We start from the raw sequence: 17,430 nt of genomic DNA on the forward strand, positions 1-17,430 counted from the left end.
GCACGGGTAAGCCAATTCGGGGAGTGGCACTTCACGTGACTGGTGTACGAGCGCGCTTGTCTCGCTCGCCGAAGCCTGCGCATCGCGCCGAGGCGAGGTAAGACAATGGAATACTTCCTTCAGCAGTTGATCAACGGCCTGTCGCTGGGTGCCATCTATGGCCTCATCGCGATCGGTTACACGATGGTGTACGGCATCATCGGTATGATCAACTTCGCCCACGGCGAGATCTACATGATCGGCGCCTTCGTGGCCCTCATCACCTTCCTGGCCATCGGCACCCTGGGCATCACCTGGGTTCCGCTGGCTCTTCTGATTATGCTGGTCGCATCGATGCTGTTCACCGCCGTCTACGGATGGACGGTGGAGCGCATCGCCTATCGCCCGTTGCGCAGCTCGCCGCGTCTGGCGCCGCTGATCTCGGCGATCGGCATGTCGATCTTCCTGCAGAACTACGTGCAGATCCTGCAGGGCGCCCGCAGCAAGCCGCTGCAGCCGATCCTGCCGGGCAATCTGACCATGATGGACGGGGCGGTGTCGGTCAGCTACGTGCGTCTGGCGACGATCGTCATCACGATCGCGCTGATGTACGGCTTCACCCAGCTCATCACCCGCACCTCGCTCGGCCGCGCCCAGCGCGCGTGCGAGCAGGACAAGAAGATGGCCGGCCTGCTGGGCGTCAACGTCGACCGCGTCATCTCGCTGACCTTCGTCATGGGCGCCGCCCTGGCCGCCGTGGCCGGCATGATGGTCCTGCTGATCTACGGCGTGATCGACTTCTACATCGGCTTCCTGGCCGGCGTTAAGGCCTTCACCGCCGCCGTGCTCGGCGGCATCGGCTCGCTGCCCGGCGCCATGCTGGGCGGCGTGGTCATCGGCCTGATCGAGGCCTTCTGGTCGGGCTACATGGGCAGCGAATGGAAGGACGTGGCGACCTTCACGATTCTCGTGCTCGTCCTGATCTTCCGCCCGACCGGCCTGCTGGGCCGTCCGGAAATCGAGAAGGTGTGAGGCCATGACCGCGATTTCCATGTCCTCCCCGCGGGCCATCGCCTGGCCCGTGATCCTGAAGGAGGCGGCGATGACCGCCTTCGTCGCCCTTCTCCTGACGATCCCGCTGGTCGGCCTGCGCACGGTGGACCGTCCCACCGGGCTCGGGCTGGAGACCCGCTGGAACGAGGTGGCCGCCGCCGTCGGCTTGGTCTTCCTCGGCCGCCTCGGCCTCTGCCTGATCCGCGAGGGCCACGCCGTCATCGTCCTGGTGCTGGCCGCCGCCGCCACCGCGGCGGGCTTCTTCATCGCCATGCCGACGGAGGCCCTGCGGGTCATCCTGATCGGCGGCGGTGCCGTCATCGCGATCCGCGCCATCCTGGCGATCCGCACCGGCCGCTCCAAGCTGTCGCAGGCGGAGCGCGACAAGCGGATGGACCACATCGCCGCGCAGGTGCAGCACGCCTCGCGCTGGCTCGGCCCGATCGCCGTCGTCGTCGCGCTGGCCTTCCCGTTCACGCCGCTGGCCGACCGCCAGCTGCTGGACATCGGCATCCTGCTGCTGACCTACATCATGCTGGGCTGGGGGCTGAACATCGTGGTCGGCCTCGCCGGCCTGCTCGATCTCGGCTATGTGGCCTTCTACGCGGTGGGCGCCTATTCCTACGCGCTGCTGGCCCATTACTTCGGCTTCAGCTTCTGGGTCTGCCTGCCGCTGGCCGGCTTCCTGGCGGCGATGTCGGGCGTTCTGCTTGGCTTCCCGGTCCTGCGCCTGCGCGGCGACTATTTCGCCATCGTGACGCTGGGCTTCGGCGAGATCATCCGCATCATCCTGATCAACTGGTACCAGTTCACCGGCGGCCCCAACGGCATCTCCGGCATTCCGCGCCCGAGCTTCTTCGGCATCGCCGACTTCACGCGGACCCCGGCGGAGGGCACCGCGGCCTTCCACGAGATGTTCGGCCTGGAGTTCAGCCCGCTGCACCGGATCATCTTCCTCTACTACCTGATCCTGGTGCTGGCCCTGGTGGTGAACCTGTTCACCATGCGCGTCCGCAAGCTGCCGCTGGGCCGTGCCTGGGAAGCGCTGCGCGAGGACGACATCGCCTGCGCCTCCCTGGGCATCAACCGCACGAACATGAAGCTGGCGGCCTTCGCCATCGCGGCGATGTTCGGCGGCTTCGCCGGCTCCTTCTTCGCCACCCGCCAGGGCTTCATCAGCCCGGAGAGCTTCACCTTCATCGAATCGGCGATCATCCTCGCCATTGTGGTGCTGGGCGGCATGGGCAGCCAGATCGGCGTCGTCGTGGCGACCCTTCTGGTCATCGGCCTGCCGGAAGCCTTCCGTGAACTGGCCGACTACCGCATGCTGACGTTCGGCATGGGCATGGTTCTGATCATGCTGTGGCGTCCGCGCGGCCTGCTGGCCCACCGCGACCCGACCATCCTCCTGCACGGCAAGGGTGGAGCCGGCGGCCCCGCCGCGGGCACCGCCGCCGCCGGCGGCCAGGGCATCGCCGGGGGGAGCGCGAAGTGATGGAAGATACTGTGATGACGGGTCGTTCCATGACCACCACGCCCCTGCTGACGGTCGAACACCTCACCATGCGCTTCGGTGGCCTGGTGGCGGTCAACGACGTTTCCTTCTCGGCCAGCAACGGTGAGATCACCGCGATCATCGGTCCGAACGGCGCCGGCAAGACCACGCTGTTCAACTGCATCACCGGCTTCTACACCCCCACGGTGGGCCGGCTGACGCTGCGCCACGCCAACGGGAAGGAGTTCCTGCTGGAGCGGATGCCGGGCTACCGCATCTCGCAGCAGGCCAGCGTCGCCCGCACCTTCCAGAACATCCGCCTGTTCGGCGGCATGAGCGTTCTGGAGAACCTGATCGTCGCCCAGCACAACAAGCTGATCCGCGCCTCGGGATTCTCCATCGCCGGCCTGCTCGGCCTGCCGTCCTACACCAAGACGGAGCGGGAGGCGGTCGAACTGGCCAAATACTGGCTGGACCGCGTCCGCCTGCTGGAATTCGCGGACTGGGAAGCCGGCAATCTCCCCTACGGCGCCCAGCGCCGGCTGGAGATCGCCCGCGCCATGTGCACCGAGCCGGTGATGCTCTGCCTGGACGAGCCGGCGGCGGGCCTCAACCCGCGCGAGTCGGGCGAACTGGCCGAACTGCTCACCTACATCCGCGACGAGCACAAGATCGGCGTGCTGCTGATCGAGCACGACATGAGCGTGGTGATGACCATTTCCGACCATGTCGTGGTGCTGGATTACGGGCGGAAGATTTCCGACGGTGATCCGGCCTTCGTCAAGAACGACCCGGCCGTCATCCGCGCCTATCTGGGCGAGGAAGAGGACGAGGAGTTGCCGCCGGAGGTCAAGGCCGACCTGCCGGAGGTCGCCAAGCGAGCCGAGGAGGGGGCCTGAGCCATGCTGAAGGTATCGGGCGTCCACACCTTCTACGGCGCCATCGAGGCGCTGAAGGGGGTCGATATCGAGATCGGGGCCGGCGAGATCGTCTCGCTGATCGGCGCCAACGGCGCCGGCAAGTCCACGCTTCTCATGACCATCTGCGGCAGTCCGCGCGCCCGCATGGGCCGGATCACCTTCGAAGGGCAGGACATCACGCAGATGCCCACCTACGAGCTGGTCCGCCTGGGCATCGCCCAGTCGCCGGAAGGCCGCCGGATCTTCCCGCGCATGAGCGTGCTGGAGAACCTGCAGATGGGCTCCATCACCGCCAAGCCGGGCAGCTTCGCCAACGAGCTGGAGCGGGTCCTGACCCTGTTCCCGCGCCTGAAGGAACGCATCAGCCAGCGCGCCGGCACCATGTCCGGCGGCGAGCAGCAGATGCTGGCCATCGGCCGCGCGCTGATGAGCCAGCCGCGGCTGCTGCTTCTCGACGAGCCGTCGCTGGGGCTCGCCCCGCTGGTGGTGAAGCAGATCTTCCAGGCGGTGAAGGACATCAACCGCGAGCAGAAGATGACCGTGTTCATGGTCGAGCAGAACGCCTTCCACGCGCTGAAGCTCGCCCACCGCGGCTATGTGATGGTCAACGGCAAGGTCACCATGTCGGGGACCGGCGCGGAACTGCTGGCGAACGAGGAAGTTCGCTCGGCCTATCTGGAGGGAGGTCACTGATGGACGGCGTTCTCGGGTCCTCTCTGCCGGTGTTCCTGGGCCTGACGGTCCTGGTGTTCGGAGGCTGCGGCGTTTTGACCGGCCAGACCCTGGCCGAGGGCTGGAAGCCGCTGTCGAGCGCCATCGCCTACTCCGTCCTGCTGGGCTTGGGCGACCGGTTCCTGGTCTGGGGCCTGTTCGGCGGCCAGCTCCTGTCGGTGTATGGATTCGTGGTGCACACCCTGGTGATCGGCGCGATCACCCTGACCACGTACCGCATTTCGATGGCGCGCCGAATGGTGTCCCAGTATCCTTGGCTGTATGAGCGTTCCGGACCCTTCAACTGGCGCGAACGCGTCGGCGGAACGCTCGCCCAGTGATTGCGAATTCCATAGGTCCGATCGGGACTGGGACGCGGGTGAAACTGTCGCACTTGGCGATGATCGGACTATAGTGGAACCTTGTCGGCACCGGCTCCCCCAGCCCTTGGGGGACCGGTGAAAAGGCCCCCGCGGGGCCGGCGTACGACTCATAACAGGGAGCCAACGAAACTATGAACTACAAGCTTTCCCTCCTCGTTGCGGTTGCGGCGACCGCTATGACCGCCTCGGTGGCGAAGGCCGACATCGCGGTGGCGACCGCCGGCCCGATCACCGGCCAGTACGCCACCTTCGGCGAGCAGATGAAGAAGGGCATCGAGCAGGCGGTCGCCGACATCAACGCCGCCGGCGGTGTCCTGGGCCAGAAGCTGAAGCTGGAAGTGGGCGACGACGCCTGCGACCCGAAGCAGGCCGTCGCCGTGGCGAACCAGCTCGCCAAGGCGGGCGTGAAGTTCGTCGCCGGCCACTTCTGCTCGGGCTCCTCGATCCCGGCCTCGCAGGTCTACGCCGAGGAAGGCGTCCTGCAGATCTCTCCGGCCTCGACCAACCCGAAGCTGACCGAGCAGAACCTGAAGAACGTCTTCCGCGTTTGCGGCCGCGACGACCAGCAGGGCCAGATCGCCGGCAAATATCTGCTGGAGAACTACAAGGGCAAGAACGTCGCCATCCTGCACGACAAGTCGGCTTACGGTAAGGGTCTGGCCGACGAGACGCAGAAGGCGCTGAACGCCGGCGGCCAGAAAGAGAAGATCTACGAAGCCTACACGGCGGGCGAGAAGGACTACTCGGCGCTGGTGTCCAAGCTGAAGCAGGAAGCCGTCGACGTCGTCTATGTCGGTGGCTACCACACCGAGGCCGGCCTGCTGGCCCGTCAGATGAAGGATCAGGGTCTGAACGCCCCGATCGTGTCGGGCGACGCGCTGGTGACCAACGAGTATTGGGCGATCACCGGTCCGGCCGGCGAGAACACCATGATGACCTTCGGCCCGGACCCGCGCGAGATGCCGGAAGCCAAGGACGCCGTGGAAAAGTTCCGCAAGGCCGGTTACGAGCCGGAGGGCTACACCCTCTACACCTACGCTGCCCTGCAGATCTGGGCGGACGCGGTCAAGCAAGCCAACTCCACCGACGCCGCCAAGGTCGCCGAGGTTCTCCGCAAGGGCAACTACAGCACGGTGATCGGCAAGATCGGCTTCGACTCCAAGGGCGACGTGACCACCCCGGCCTACGTCTGGTACCGCTGGAACAACGGCCAGTACGCCCAGGTCAAGTAAACCGGTCGTACGATCCGTAACCCTTCGGGAAACGATCTCGTGCAAAGGCCCGGCGGGGAACCGCCGGGCCTTTCGCGTGACCGGGTGTCCGCCGCGCGGATCAGAGGGTGGCGGTCTGCGCCGTCATTGAGGGTGCCATCGGAGACGCCATCGGCGGCGATGTGGGAGGGGGCGCCAAAGCCGGAGAGCGTTCCGCCAGAAGCCTCTCCGAGGTCTGCATCACGTCCCGCCAGAAGGCGGCGGCGCGCAGGTTGTTGGCAGCCGTGAGTTCGACGAGGCGGACGCGGCTGATGCGGATGGCGGACTCGCCCAGTTCTTCCACGAGGCGGGTCGCGAACAGGAGCACGTCGTGATCGATTTTCATGACGGCATCAACACGGTGGATTGGCGGATTGTTCCGCAGGTGCGAAGACGGTTGTTGCAGCACCGCTACATCCCGCCTCCGGTATGCGTGGCGCGCGCAGCGGACGCTCGCCAAGCGGGGGTGCTTTGGTGTTTGTATGGTCTGCCGTACCCGCAGGGTTCGCGGGTCTGTCGTTTTGGGTTTTGGAGATCGGATATGCGCAGAAAGCGCGAAGTCGTCGAAGGCCAGATGTTCCGCAAACTGGGTCCGGGCGGTGGCATCTGGCAGGTGATCGCCATCCGCAAGGATGGGCTGGGCACCCAGCATGCCCAACTTCAGCGGTCCGATGATCACAAGACCTTGAAAACCCTGGCGGTCTCCGCCCTGCTTGATGCCACCCAGTTCGAGATGGTCGCCGAACCGCAGGACTGATTTGAACGTCCGCATCGGCCGCGGGCACTCCTTGATCAACGACACTGCGGGCGCGCCGTCCCTGCCGAAGGCGGGGCGCTTTCGCGCGTCCGGATTGTTGGACTTAGGCACAAAACCATTCCAAAGGTCATGCATCCTATCCAATGGGCTTAGGAAGAATTCGACATTCGATTGCTTCGATATCAAATGAATAGGAAGAGAACGACGAACGTTCGGGTAATGCAGAAATGCAACATCTCTGTGCATCCTTTCGTGGGGCACTTGTGACGGTGAGTGGTTGCTGTTATTTCCGGGTTATGACGTTTCAACCGCCGACGGAATGCGGCGGGCTCCCCCGATGAAGGCTGGCGTCGCCAGACACCCGCCCTTCGAACGGTTCGCTTCGACAGCCCCGGCAACGCCGTGCACAAAGGAAAGAAGAAAATGACTCTGCGTGGGATTCTGCTCGGAACGGCGCTCGCGGCGATGCTGCCGACCGCCGCCATGGCCGCGACCGAGGGCTTTTACGTCGGCGCCGGCGCCGGCGTGAACTGGACGCGCGACGCCGATCTGCGCTTCGAGAACACCCCGACGGACGCCAGCACCAGCTTCAAGCTGGGCGGCATCGGCGACATCTCGGCCGGTTATGCGACCGCCGCCGGCCCGCGCGCCGAACTGGAGTTCGCGTGGCGCTGGCGCAACTCGATCGACAGCACCGACAGCTCCAACGCCGCGGTGAACGGTCTGGGCGGCAAGGCCAGCTCGATCGCCTTCATGGGCAACGTGCTGTACGACATCAAGACCGGCACCGCTTTCACGCCCTACATCGGCGTCGGCGCCGGTATCGCCCAGGTCCGTCTGGATCTCGGCGGCTTCGATGATCGCGACTGGGTGTTCGCCTACCAGGGCATCGCCGGCGTGTCCTACGCGCTGACCCAGAACTTGGCGCTGACGCTGGATTACCGCTACTTCGCGACGCTCGATCCGAAGTTCGATCTGGGCGGCCCGGCCGGCCTCGCCAGCTCCACCGTGAAGGGCGAGTACCAGAACCACACTGTCATGGCCGGCCTGCGCTACACCTTCGGCGCTCCGGCGGCCGCGCCCGCGGCGGCCCCCGTCGCTCCGGCGGCTCCGGTCCAGGCGCAGCCGCAGTCGGAGTATCTGGTGTTCTTCGATTGGGACAAGGCCAACATCACGGCGGCGTCCGACAAGATCATCGGCGACGCCGCCGCCTCGGCCGGTCAGGTGCGGGCGGTCAGCATCCATGTGGTCGGCCACACCGACACCTCGGGCTCGCCGGCCTACAACCAGCGGCTCTCGCTGCGCCGCGCCGACGCGGTGAAGAACGCGCTGGTCGGCAAGGGCGTCGCCGCCACCCAGATCACCGTCGAGGGCAAGGGCGAGACCCAGCTCCTGGTGAACACCGGTGCGAACGTCCGCGAGCCGTCGAACCGCCGCGCGCAGATCCTCATCCGCGTGCAGTGATCGGGCGGGCTGGCCGGTCTTCTTCAAGGCCGGCCGGCGCGATCAGAGCAGGGACAGGGAAGGGGCGTCGCCACCGCGGCGCCCTTTTCGCATGCGCAACTTCGCCATGCGCGGGATAAGCACGAGCGGCATCGTGGAAACATGCATCAATTGTGGCATGAAATCTCCGGTCGGCGTATGAGGTTCATACCGGATGCCGCACTTTGGTTTGAGACGACCGAGGCCGGCCCGGTCCCAGCGGACCCTGTCCCATCGGGTCATTCCCTCTATCCGCCTCCGCCGAAGCAGGGTTGTCATGCAGGTATTGATCGCCGACGATCACTCCATCGTTCGCAGTGGCCTGACCCATCTGGTCGGGGAGTTGGACGAGCAGGCCGGCGTGGCGGCGGCGACCAGCTTCGGCCAGTTGAACCAGCTGCTGGACCAGGGGACCTACGACCTCGTCATCATGGATCTGCGGATGCCGGGCCTCGGCGGCTTGGATGACGTGGAGGCGGTGGTGAAGCGGGTGGCGCCGGTGCCGGTCGTCGTCTTCTCGATGATCGACTCGCCGGATGAAATGCGCGCCGTGCTGTCGCGCGGGGTGCGGGCCTTCATCCCGAAGTCCACCGACGACGTGCTGGTCGTGAACATCCTGCGTCTGGTCATGGCCGGCGGGTCCTACGTGCCGCCGGTCCTCGGCATGCCGGGGATCGCCCAGGCTCCGGCCGCCACCAAGCCGCATGAGCCGAGCGTCTTCGACGGCATGACCCGCCGCCAACTCGAAGTGCTGGACCTGCTGGCCCAGGGCCTGTCGAACCAGGAGATCGGGGAACGGCTGGGCCTCAACCTGTCGACCGTGAAGACTCACGTCACCGGGGTTCTGAAGGCCCTCGGGGTGGGCAGCCGGACCCAGGCGGTCCTTCTGGTCAAGGAATCAGGCCGCGACCGTCTCGTGTAGGCTGCGGACCAGGGGTACCCCTACGGCGAACACCGTTCCGCGCCCCTCGACCGAGCGCAGTTCCAGCGGGTGGCCGAGCAGCCGGGCCAACCGGTCGACAATGGCCAACCCGAGCCCGATCCCCTCGCTGCGGTCGCGGTCGGGCCGGTCGAGCTGCACGAACTCCTCGAAAATGCGCCGGCGGTCGGCTTCGGCGATGCCGCGCCCGGTGTCGTAGATCTCGATCCACACCGTGCCGCCGCGGCGTCGGCATCCCATCAGCACGCCGCCCTGCTCGGTGTAGCGCACGGCGTTGGTCAGCAGGTTGCGCAGGATGCGCTCCAGCAGGAAGGGATCCGTCCGCACCGACAGCTCGGTCGGTGCGACGCGCAGCCGCAGCCCCTTGTCCTCGGCGATCCCGGTGAACTCCGCTTCCAACTGGTCGAACAGGGCGGACAGGGCGATGTCGGCGGGCTTTGGCTCGACCACGCCCGACTCCAGCTTCGAGATGTCCAGGATGGCGTTCAGCAGGTCGTGCATGGAGCGCTGGGCGAGCCGCAGGTCCTTCACCAGCGCCAGGGCGCGGGGCTTGTCGAGCTGCCGTTCCAGCATGCCGGTGAACATGTTGATGGCCTGCAGGGGTTGCTTCAGGTCGTGGCCGGCGTGGGCGAGGAATCGCGACTTCGCCAGATGGGCCTGCTCCGCCACCACCTTGGCCGTGTGCAGCTCCGCGGTGCGGGCGCGGACCTGGGCTTCCAGCGTGACGTTGGTCTGCTCCAGCGCCTGGGTCATGCGGGTGATGTCCGCGAACTGGCGTTCCACCTGTCGGACCATCGGGCGGAAGATCACCAGCACCTCGGCGCACAGCGTCAGCAGCGTCAGGATCAGGGCGGCGAAGCCCAGATTGTGCAGGGTGGCGAAGCCGCGCTCGCCCGCCTCCTGGTAGCGCGCCACCATGTCCTCCAGCCCGGCCAGCAGCGGTCCGAGCGCCTGATGGATGACGAGGTCGGCCTCGGGCATGTCGGGGGGCAAGCCGGCGGGTCCGGCGGCGATCACCGCGCGGAGCGCGGCGATGTGGCGGAGCACCAGATCGTTCAGCGGCTCCGGCCCGTCGAAATAGAGGCGGCGCACGTTCTTGCCCATGGCCGGCCCCTCGTCGGCGCCGGTCAGGCGCCGGTGGGCACGCTCGAACATGTCGGTCGCCTCGGCGAGGCGCGCGGTCAGGGCGACCCGCTCGGCGTCGGTCGGGGCGTTGCGGAGCTGCTCCGCCAGCAGGGCCGTGCGCTGGGACAGCATGCGCTGACGGCCCGAGATGTTCACCACCTCCAGCATGTCGGCGTGCTGGTCGATGACCCGTTCGGTCATGACGAAGCCGGCCAGCGTGCACAGCGCGATCACCCCGAGCGCCAGCCCGTAGCGAAGCGTCATCCAGCGCGCCGTGGTGTTGCCGATGGGGACCATGCCGTCCGTCCTTCCGTCCGGTGCGGACCTTGACGACGATCAAGGCCGGGTGGTGCACGAACGGTCAGTGTACCGCCATCGCCGATGCTCGGCATTCGCGAATGCAGCAACGGCCGAGCGACGGAAAAAGGAGGGGAGGGCGACCATCGTGGCGATCAGTCGCGCGGACCTGTTCCGGGGACGCATCCGGTCCGAATCCACACCGGCCCAGCCGACACCGGCGGCGCCCCAGGCGGTGCAGGCGCGCATCGGGGCGGGCTGCCTATCCTACACCGGGACCGACTGCCGGATGTGCGGCGACCATTGCGATCGCGGCGCGATCCGCTTCCGTCCGCTGGGGCGCGGACGCTGGCTGCCGATCATCGAGGAGAGCGACTGCACCGGCTGCGGCGACTGCGCGGCCGTGTGCCCGGTCAAGGCCGTCTCGATGGAGACGGTGGCCGCCTGAGATTGCCGGCCGAATCTGGGAACGCTGTTTCTAAACCCTCTGTTGGTAAGGCGGATTCATCCCCTGTCTGCCAACGGAGACGCACATGTGGTGGCGCAACGTTACGCTGGTCTACGCCGCGGCCTTTACGGCCATCGGCATATTGGGCTTCATCCCGACCTTCCTGTCCCCGCCTCCGGACGGTGTGGTCCTCGCCGTCGAGTCCTTCCACGGCTATCTGCTCGGGTTGTTCCCGGTGAACCTGCTGCACAACATCGTGCATCTGCTGTTCGGCCTGTGGGGCTTCTTCGCCTACTTCTCCAGCCGCCTCGCCTCGCGCAGCTATCTGCGCAGCGTGGCGGTGGCCTACGCCGTGCTGACCGTCCTCGGCTTCATCCCGGGTCTGAACACGCTGTTCGGTCTGGTTCCGCTGCACGGCAACGACATCTGGCTGCACGCCGTTCTCGCCATTGTCGCCGGCTATGTCGGCTTCATGGTGCATGAGACGGAGGCGGGCACCGAGAAGCGCGCCGAGTGGCGGGCGTAATGGCCCGGAGGCCCGGCCGTCAGGCCGGGTCGTCGCCTTGAAAGCCGCAGGCCGCGAGCGCCGCGCGCATGTGGGGCGGAACCGGTGCCACAGCGCCGACCGCCTCGCGGGAGGGGTAGAGTGGCAGCGAAATGGCCCGCGACTGCAGGTGCAGCGGATGCCCCTCCGGCCCGCCATACTGCGGATCGCCGAGCAGAGGGCAGTCCAGCGCCGTGGCGCAGTGCACGCGGATCTGGTGCGTGCGCCCGGTGTGGGGCTTCAGTTCCAGCCACGTCATGCCGTCGCCGCGGCCCAGGACACGGTAGTCGGTGACGGCGCTCTGCCCGTCGTCGGCCACGACGATCCGCCAGCCGCCGGTCTTGTTGGTAACCTTCTTCAACGGCAGTTCGATGCGCCCCTGTTCCTCCGGCGGGGTGCCGGCGACCACCGCCCAATAGGTCTTGTCGACCTTGCCATCCTGGAACAGCTTGCCCAGCTTGCGCAGGGCCTTCGGGTGCCGCCCGAGGATCAGACAGCCGGAGGTGTCGCGGTCGAGCCGGTGGGCGAGCCCCGGCGGTTTCGGAAAGCCGAAGCGCAGGGCGTCGAAATGGCGCTCCAGGTTCGGGCCGCCGCCCGGCCCCGCGTGGACGGGCAGCCCGGCGGGCTTGTCGATGATGAGCATCAGCCCGTCGCGGTAGAGGACGCGGGCCTGGATCTGTTCGGGTGTCATGGTGCCTTAACGGACGAGTCGGTCAGTCTTCCTCATCCTCTTCGGGGTTGATGGCGGCTTCGTCAACCGTTGTCAGCACATCAGGCCGGATTGCGGCCAGGGCAAGCAGCACCGCCCGGACCGTGTCCGGCGAGTAGGCGTCGCCCGCGACCTGGGCCACCAGCGCGTCAGTCACCGGAGGGGCGGCCGGGAGCCGGCGGCGGATCGCGCGGATTTCCTTCTCGATCGCCTTGCGCTCCTCCGCCACGTCGTTGGCGTAGTGCGTTTGGTGGCGCATCGAGAAATCGTGCAGGCGGCGGTTGACGATCACCTCCGCGGCGAACAGGGCGCGGCGCTGGGCATCGGCGATCTTGGCGGTCAGGTCCTCAGACATGGCGGGTCCTTGAATGGCAGGCACTTGCCCCCACCCTGACCCTCCCCCGCTATCGCAGGGGAGGGAAAAGGCGCGGGCGTCAGGCCAGCTTCAATTCCTTGAAGAAGTCGTTGCCCTTGTCATCGACGATGATGAAGGCCGGGAAGTCCTCGACCTCGATGCGCCAGATGGCTTCCATGCCGAGTTCCGGATACTCGATGCACTCCACCTTCTTGATGCAGTCCTGGGCGAGACGGGCCGCGGCGCCGCCGATGGAGCCGAGATAGAAGCCGCCATGCGCTTTGCAGGCCGCCGTCACTTCCGGGCTGCGGTTGCCCTTGGCCAGCATGACCATCGAGCCGCCCGCCGCCTGGAACTGCTCGACGAAGCTGTCCATGCGCCCGGCGGTCGTCGGACCGAAGGAGCCCGAGGCGTAGCCTTCCGGGGTCTTGGCCGGACCGGCGTAGTAGATGGGGTGGTTCTTGAAATAGTCCGGCAGCGGCTCGCCGGCGTCCAGCCGCGCGCGCAGCTTGGAATGGGCGAGGTCGCGGGCGACGATCAGCGGGCCGCTCAGCGACAGGCGGGTGCGGATCGGATACTGCGTCAGCGTGGCGAGGATCTCGCTCATCGGCTGGTTGAGGTCGATCTTGACGACCTCGCCGGCCAGATCGCCGTCGGTGATCTCCGGCAGATATTTGGCCGGATCGGTCTCCAGCTGCTCCAGGAAGATGCCGTCCTTGGTGATCTTGCCCACCGCCTGACGGTCGGCCGAGCAGGACACGCCGATGCCGATCGGCATGGAGGCGCCGTGGCGCGGCAGACGGATGACGCGAACGTCGTGGCAGAAGTACTTGCCGCCGAACTGGGCGCCGATGCCCATGGTCTGGGTCAGCTTGTGCACCTCGGCCTCCATGGCGAGGTCGCGGAAGGCGTGCGCGTCCTCGCCGCCCTCGGTCGGCAGATTGTCGAGGTAGCGGGCCGAGGCCAGCTTCACCGTCTTCAGATTCTGCTCCGCCGACAGGCCGCCGATGACGATGGCGAGGTGGTAGGGCGGGCAGGCCGAAGTGCCGAGGTAGCGGATCTTGTCCTCAAGGAACTTCAGCAGCCGGTCCGGCGCCAGCACCGACGGGGTGGCCTGATGCAGGAAGGTCTTGTTGGCCGATCCGCCACCCTTGGCCATGAACAGGAACTTGTAGGCATCCTCGCCCTCCGCGTAGATCTCGACCTGGCCCGGCAGGTTGTTGCGGGTGTTCTTCTCCTCGTACATGGAGATCGGGGCGAGCTGGCTGTAGCGCAGGTTGCGCTTCAGGTAGGCGTCGCGGGCGCCTTCCGACAGGGCGGCCTCGTCGCCGCCCTTGGTGAAGACGCGGCGGCCCTTCTTGCCCATGATGATGGCGGTGCCGGTGTCCTGGCACATCGGCAGCGTGCCGGCTGCGGCGATGTTGGCGTTCTTCAGCAGGTCCAGCGCCACGAACTTGTCGTTCGGCGAGGCTTCCGGATCGTCGAGGATCGCGCGGATCTGGCCGAGATGGCCCGGACGCAGCAGATGGTTGATGTCCTTGAAGGCCTCTTCGGCCAGCAGGCGCAGGCCCTCCGGCTCGACCTTCAGGATCTGCTCGCCGTCGAACTCGACGACCGAGACGTGATCCGAGGTCAGCTTGCGGTAGGTCGTGTCGTCCTTGGCCAGCGGGAACAGCGTCGCGGCGCCGCGGGCGGGGCTGATGTCGTCGGGCATTCGGGGGGCTTCCTTCCTGTTCTTGGGTCACAGGCCCCGATGCGGCGCGTTGGAGCGCGCAAAAGGGCCAGGGCCACGCTCGCGCACCGTTATACACCCCTGCGCCCCGCGCACAACGGGAACGGAACACCCTGCGGCGATAAGGAAACGCCGCCGTCCGGGCCCAGAAACGAAGCGGCCCGGCCCCACCGCCGAAGCGCTGGAGACCGGGCCGCAACCATCAAACACCGACAATGATTTAGGCGGCGCTCTTGAACTGATCCGTCAACTCGGGCTGGCCTTCGGTCACCGGCTCCGCCGGGGCGCCGGCCCATTCGGTGTGGGCCGGGATCTCTTCGCCCTTCATGACCAGGGTCAGCGGGCCGAGATGGGCGTAATCACCGACGCTGGTGTCGTAGAGCACGGTGGAGCCGGCGCCGATGGTGACGCCGCGGCCGACCTTCACGCAGCCGACCTTCATCACGCGGTCCTCGTAGAGGTGCGTCTGCAGGGCCGACAGGGCGTTCACCGCGCTGTGGTCGCCGACCGAGACGCAGTCGAACTCCGTGATGTCGGTGGTGTCCATGAAGACGCCCTCGCCGAACTTGGTGCCGAACAGGCGCAGCACCCACGGCAGCATCGGCGTGCCGCGCAGATGGTCGAGCAGCACCTTGCCGGCAAGGCCCCAGTAGAGCACCGCCACCGCTTCCGTCTTCATGGCCCACCAGGACCACATCGGCTTGACGGTCGGCGCGTAGCGGCCCATCAGCAGCCACTTCACCAGAATGACGACCGCCACCATCGCCACCGGAATGGCGACGCTGACGCCCAGGAATTGCGCCAGGAAGGCGCCGTAGCGCTGCTCCAGGATGGCTGGGGCGAACAGCTCGACGGCCAGCGTGCCGAAGGTGATGAACAGCATCGTCGGCATCGACAGGCTGAAAGCCTCGAACACCGCGCGGCCCAGACGGCGCGCCTTGGACGGCTCGTAGGTCCAGTTGGCGCCGACCCCGTCGAAGCGCTGGCGCACCGGCAGCTTGATCGGCGGGCTGCCGAACCACGTCTCCCCGGCGGACATCGCCTCGTTGGCGGGCGGCTTCGACTTGATGCCGATCAGCGAGCCGGTGGGGATGCAGGCGCCCGCCGGCACCACCGCGTCGTTGCCGACGAACACGCGCGCCTCGGTCTTGACCGGCTTCAGGAACATCCAGCCGCGGCGGATGTCCTCGTCGCCCAGCACCACCTCGTCGGCGATGAAGCACTTCTCGCCGATCTCCACGAGGTCGTAGCGCCCGGCGAGGTTGGTGGAGATCTCCGCGTCCTTGCCGATCTTGGCGCCCATCAGCCGGTACCACGCCCGCATGTAGACCGTGGCGTAGAGCGAGCTGAGCGTGTCCAGCATCACCTCGGTGGACAGCGCCACCATCCATTTGCGCAGGTAGAAGCCGCTGTGCACGGAGTAGGTGCCGGCCTCGACGCGCGGCAGGACGATCCAGCGCACGGCGGCGATCATGCAGACCGTCACCGCCACCAGCGCCATCGCGGTCGGCCAGGCGATCAGCGGCAGATAATAGAGGTAGCTGACCCCGAAGACCGACCCCAGAACCCCGTCCAGATTGTCGAACAGGTAGAAGGCCGGGAAGATCGGCATCAGCGAGATCGGCGGCAGGGCGAGCAGCATCGCCGTGTAGAAGGCGGCGTTCAGCCCCCGGCGCAACCGTCCGGCGGTCGCCGGGGCGGGCAGCTCCGCCCGGTCGACGCTGCCGACGCGGCGGGCGGGCGAGCCGTCCCAGCGCTCATAGGCGCCGGTGCGGGCGCCGGCGGGCAGGGCGGTCAGGTCGGCCAGTTCCGTGCCGGGACCGACCACCGCGTCCATGCCGATGACGCAGGAGGTGCCGATATAGGCGTCGGCGCCGATCTCCACCGCGCCGATGACCAGCTCGTTGCCGATCACCTCGGCGTTCGCCAGTTTCACCTTGCCGCCGATCGAGGCGCCGGCCCCGATGGTGACGAGGTCGATTGCCCCGGACTCGAACTCGCCGATCAGCGCCTCGTCGCCCACCTTGGCGCCGAGCGCGCGCAGGAGGACCCGCATGACTGGGGAGCCCTGGAACCACTTCAGATGGACGAGGCTGATGAAGCGCTGCGCCAGCCACCAGCGATAATAGTAGGCGCCCCACAGCGGGTAGCGCCCGGGCTTGGTCCGTCCAATGACCAGCCATTTGGCGGCGACGGCGATCACCACCGTGGCGGCGTTGATGACCATGTAGACGCCGAGCAGCGTGACGATTTCCTGGAGGAAATTGGCGTCCTCGCCCGACAGCAGCATGTAGCTGACGAAGACGCCGAGCCACTGCGCCGTCATCAGCGCGAGGATGAAGGGCAGGGCCGCCGCCTGCGCCGCGCCGCAGAGGAAGCGGCGCAGCAGGGGAGGCGGCGTGAAGGAGCGGTCCTTGCGTTCGGCTCCGTCGCCGTTGCCGCCGCGCGGCGCGCGGGCGTCCAGCCGCTCGGCCATGGCGCGCAGGCTGCGGGCGCCGTAGACGTCCTGCAGGGTCAGCCCGTCGAGGTGCCGGGTCTCCCGCACCGCCGACACGAACCGCGCGGCGAGCAGCGAATGCCCGCCCAGGTCCATGAAGAAGTCGGCCTCCAGTGGGACCGACTGGCCGGGGAAGACGCGCTTGGCGGCTTCCAGCAGGGCGGCCTCCGTCGGGGTCTGCGGCTCGTCCTGCTCGCCGGGGCCGACGTCGTCGGTCAGCGGGGCGGCCTGCAGCGCCTTGCGGTCGGCCTTGCCGGAGGTCAGCCGGGGCAGGCGGTCCGTCAGCTCGAAATGCGACGGCACCATGTAGCTCGGCAGCTGAGTGCGCAGCTGGTCGCGCAGCGCCGTTCTGTCCAGCGTGGCGCCGGCCTGCGGCACCAGGAAGGCGACCAGCCGGTCCAGCCCGTTGTCGTTGCGCAGCACGACGGTGGCCTGGCTGACGCCCGCCATGTCGGTCAGCTTCGCCTCGATCTCGCCAAGCTCCAGCCGGAAACCGCGGATCTTGACCTGATCGTCGATGCGGCCGTGGAACAGCAGGTTGCCGTTCGGATCGACGCTCACGGCGTCGCCGGAGCGGTAGAGCAGCGGGTCGTTGCCGTGGATGGCGAAGCTGTTGCGGATGAACTTCTCGGCGGTCAGGTCGGGGCGTCCCAGATACCCCTGGGCAACGCCCGGCCCGCCGATCAGCAGCTCGCCCTGGGTGCCGGGGGCGACCAGCGCCATCGCCTCGTCCACCACATAGCAGCTGTAGTT

The 17,430-nt window shown here is 67.3% G+C and carries 17 protein-coding genes (1 of these 17 cut by a window edge); 11 read left to right on the top strand and 6 right to left on the bottom strand.

Annotated features, from left to right (window positions below; all coding sequences use genetic code 11):
- Window positions 1-105: 105 nt before the first annotated feature.
- The 6 genes from ACWPN5_RS10355 to ACWPN5_RS10380 all read left to right on the top strand — a co-directional run bounded on the left by ACWPN5_RS10355 (window position 106) and on the right by ACWPN5_RS10380 (window position 5,773).
- Window positions 106-1,011 (top strand): branched-chain amino acid ABC transporter permease, encoded by a 906-nt coding sequence (locus tag ACWPN5_RS10355; protein ID WP_145679632.1) that lies wholly within the window; start codon window positions 106-108, stop codon window positions 1,009-1,011.
- 4 nt (window positions 1,012-1,015) lie between these two features.
- Window positions 1,016-2,527: a high-affinity branched-chain amino acid ABC transporter permease LivM gene (livM, locus tag ACWPN5_RS10360; RefSeq protein WP_492295363.1), complete on the top strand. Its 1,512-nt coding sequence runs from the start codon at window positions 1,016-1,018 to the stop codon at window positions 2,525-2,527.
- Between the two features lie 29 nt (window positions 2,528-2,556).
- On the top strand, window positions 2,557-3,426 hold the full coding sequence (locus ACWPN5_RS10365; RefSeq protein ID WP_247883410.1) for an ABC transporter ATP-binding protein: 870 nt from the start codon (window positions 2,557-2,559) through the stop codon (window positions 3,424-3,426).
- A gap of 3 nt (window positions 3,427-3,429) precedes the next feature.
- Complete coding sequence (locus ACWPN5_RS10370) at window positions 3,430-4,140, top strand: ABC transporter ATP-binding protein (RefSeq protein WP_014240352.1); 711 nt, start codon at window positions 3,430-3,432, stop codon at window positions 4,138-4,140.
- Window positions 4,140-4,499: a DUF6867 family protein gene (locus ACWPN5_RS10375; protein WP_145690096.1), complete on the top strand. Its 360-nt coding sequence runs from the start codon at window positions 4,140-4,142 to the stop codon at window positions 4,497-4,499. Before ACWPN5_RS10370 ends, ACWPN5_RS10375 begins: the two co-directional genes overlap by 1 nt.
- 173 nt (window positions 4,500-4,672) lie before the next feature.
- Window positions 4,673-5,773 carry a branched-chain amino acid ABC transporter substrate-binding protein gene (locus ACWPN5_RS10380; protein ID WP_492295364.1) on the top strand — a complete coding sequence of 367 codons (1,101 nt, stop codon included), beginning with the start codon at window positions 4,673-4,675 and terminating at the stop codon, window positions 5,771-5,773.
- A gap of 100 nt (window positions 5,774-5,873) precedes the next feature.
- Here the strand turns inward: ACWPN5_RS10380 and ACWPN5_RS10385 are convergent, their stop codons facing one another.
- Complete coding sequence (locus ACWPN5_RS10385) at window positions 5,874-6,137, bottom strand: hypothetical protein (protein WP_145679637.1); 264 nt, start codon at window positions 6,135-6,137, stop codon at window positions 5,874-5,876.
- Here ACWPN5_RS10385 and ACWPN5_RS10390 point away from each other — a divergent pair.
- From ACWPN5_RS10390 to ACWPN5_RS10400, 3 genes are all read left to right on the top strand, one after another.
- A complete protein-coding gene (locus ACWPN5_RS10390; RefSeq protein ID WP_247888509.1) occupies window positions 6,123-6,548 on the top strand; it encodes a hypothetical protein in 426 nt (141 codons plus the stop codon). The genes ACWPN5_RS10385 and ACWPN5_RS10390 overlap by 15 nt on opposite strands.
- 423 nt (window positions 6,549-6,971) lie before the next feature.
- On the top strand, window positions 6,972-8,012 hold the full coding sequence (locus ACWPN5_RS10395) for an OmpA family protein (RefSeq protein ID WP_492295365.1): 1,041 nt from the start codon (window positions 6,972-6,974) through the stop codon (window positions 8,010-8,012).
- A 295-nt stretch (window positions 8,013-8,307) separates the two neighbouring features.
- Window positions 8,308-8,952, top strand: coding sequence for a response regulator transcription factor (locus tag ACWPN5_RS10400; protein WP_145690093.1), 645 nt, complete (start codon window positions 8,308-8,310; stop codon window positions 8,950-8,952).
- Here ACWPN5_RS10400 and ACWPN5_RS10405 read toward each other — a convergent pair.
- Window positions 8,929-10,392 (bottom strand): ATP-binding protein, encoded by a 1,464-nt coding sequence (locus tag ACWPN5_RS10405; protein ID WP_492295366.1) that lies wholly within the window; start codon window positions 10,390-10,392, stop codon window positions 8,929-8,931. The genes ACWPN5_RS10400 and ACWPN5_RS10405 overlap by 24 nt on opposite strands.
- A gap of 148 nt (window positions 10,393-10,540) precedes the next feature.
- Here ACWPN5_RS10405 and ACWPN5_RS10410 point away from each other — a divergent pair, with 148 nt between their 5' ends.
- Both ACWPN5_RS10410 and ACWPN5_RS10415 read left to right on the top strand, forming a co-directional pair.
- Window positions 10,541-10,840, top strand: a complete 300-nt coding sequence (locus ACWPN5_RS10410; RefSeq protein ID WP_200479866.1) for a 4Fe-4S dicluster domain-containing protein — start codon at window positions 10,541-10,543, stop codon at window positions 10,838-10,840.
- A gap of 85 nt (window positions 10,841-10,925) precedes the next feature.
- A complete protein-coding gene (locus tag ACWPN5_RS10415) occupies window positions 10,926-11,366 on the top strand; it encodes a DUF4383 domain-containing protein (protein WP_200479865.1) in 441 nt (146 codons plus the stop codon).
- Window positions 11,367-11,385: 19 nt separating this feature from the next.
- On the opposite strand, the gene ACWPN5_RS10420 is transcribed toward ACWPN5_RS10415, so the two are convergent.
- The 4 genes from ACWPN5_RS10420 to ACWPN5_RS10435 all read right to left on the bottom strand — a co-directional run.
- Complete coding sequence (locus ACWPN5_RS10420) at window positions 11,386-12,075, bottom strand: RluA family pseudouridine synthase (RefSeq protein ID WP_492295367.1); 690 nt, start codon at window positions 12,073-12,075, stop codon at window positions 11,386-11,388.
- A 22-nt stretch (window positions 12,076-12,097) separates the two neighbouring features.
- Window positions 12,098-12,448, bottom strand: coding sequence for a hypothetical protein (locus tag ACWPN5_RS10425; protein WP_492295368.1), 351 nt, complete (start codon window positions 12,446-12,448; stop codon window positions 12,098-12,100).
- 79 nt (window positions 12,449-12,527) lie between these two features.
- Window positions 12,528-14,162: a fumarate hydratase gene (locus ACWPN5_RS10430; RefSeq protein WP_145690088.1), complete on the bottom strand. Its 1,635-nt coding sequence runs from the start codon at window positions 14,160-14,162 to the stop codon at window positions 12,528-12,530.
- A gap of 238 nt (window positions 14,163-14,400) precedes the next feature.
- Window positions 14,401-17,430, bottom strand: the 3' portion of a protein-coding gene (locus ACWPN5_RS10435; protein ID WP_492295369.1) for a Pls/PosA family non-ribosomal peptide synthetase. 954 nt of this gene lie beyond the right edge of the window; 3,030 of the gene's 3,984 nt are visible here — the last part of the coding sequence; its start codon lies off the right edge, out of view; it ends in the stop codon at window positions 14,401-14,403.

Source organism: Azospirillum sp. UENF 211521 (genome assembly GCF_058780535.1).

Excerpts from the sequence above, each read along its gene's own strand:
- ACWPN5_RS10420 (WP_492295367.1), bottom strand. The coding sequence starts at position 12,075 with ATGACACCCGAACAGATCCAGGCCCGCGTCCTCTACCGCGACGGGCTG.
- ACWPN5_RS10385 (WP_145679637.1), bottom strand. The coding sequence starts at position 6,137 with ATGAAAATCGATCACGACGTGCTCCTGTTCGCGACCCGCCTCGTGGAA.
- ACWPN5_RS10425 (WP_492295368.1), bottom strand. The coding sequence starts at position 12,448 with ATGTCTGAGGACCTGACCGCCAAGATCGCCGATGCCCAGCGCCGCGCC.
- ACWPN5_RS10375 (WP_145690096.1), top strand. The coding sequence starts at position 4,140 with ATGGACGGCGTTCTCGGGTCCTCTCTGCCGGTGTTCCTGGGCCTGACG.
- ACWPN5_RS10355 (WP_145679632.1), top strand. The coding sequence starts at position 106 with ATGGAATACTTCCTTCAGCAGTTGATCAACGGCCTGTCGCTGGGTGCC.
- ACWPN5_RS10370 (WP_014240352.1), top strand. The coding sequence starts at position 3,430 with ATGCTGAAGGTATCGGGCGTCCACACCTTCTACGGCGCCATCGAGGCG.
- ACWPN5_RS10430 (WP_145690088.1), bottom strand. The coding sequence starts at position 14,162 with ATGCCCGACGACATCAGCCCCGCCCGCGGCGCCGCGACGCTGTTCCCG.
- ACWPN5_RS10380 (WP_492295364.1), top strand. The coding sequence starts at position 4,673 with ATGAACTACAAGCTTTCCCTCCTCGTTGCGGTTGCGGCGACCGCTATG.
- ACWPN5_RS10400 (WP_145690093.1), top strand. The coding sequence starts at position 8,308 with ATGCAGGTATTGATCGCCGACGATCACTCCATCGTTCGCAGTGGCCTG.
- ACWPN5_RS10395 (WP_492295365.1), top strand. The coding sequence starts at position 6,972 with ATGACTCTGCGTGGGATTCTGCTCGGAACGGCGCTCGCGGCGATGCTG.
- ACWPN5_RS10415 (WP_200479865.1), top strand. The coding sequence starts at position 10,926 with ATGTGGTGGCGCAACGTTACGCTGGTCTACGCCGCGGCCTTTACGGCC.
- livM (WP_492295363.1), top strand. The coding sequence starts at position 1,016 with ATGACCGCGATTTCCATGTCCTCCCCGCGGGCCATCGCCTGGCCCGTG.
- ACWPN5_RS10365 (WP_247883410.1), top strand. The coding sequence starts at position 2,557 with ATGACCACCACGCCCCTGCTGACGGTCGAACACCTCACCATGCGCTTC.
- ACWPN5_RS10405 (WP_492295366.1), bottom strand. The coding sequence starts at position 10,392 with ATGGTCCCCATCGGCAACACCACGGCGCGCTGGATGACGCTTCGCTAC.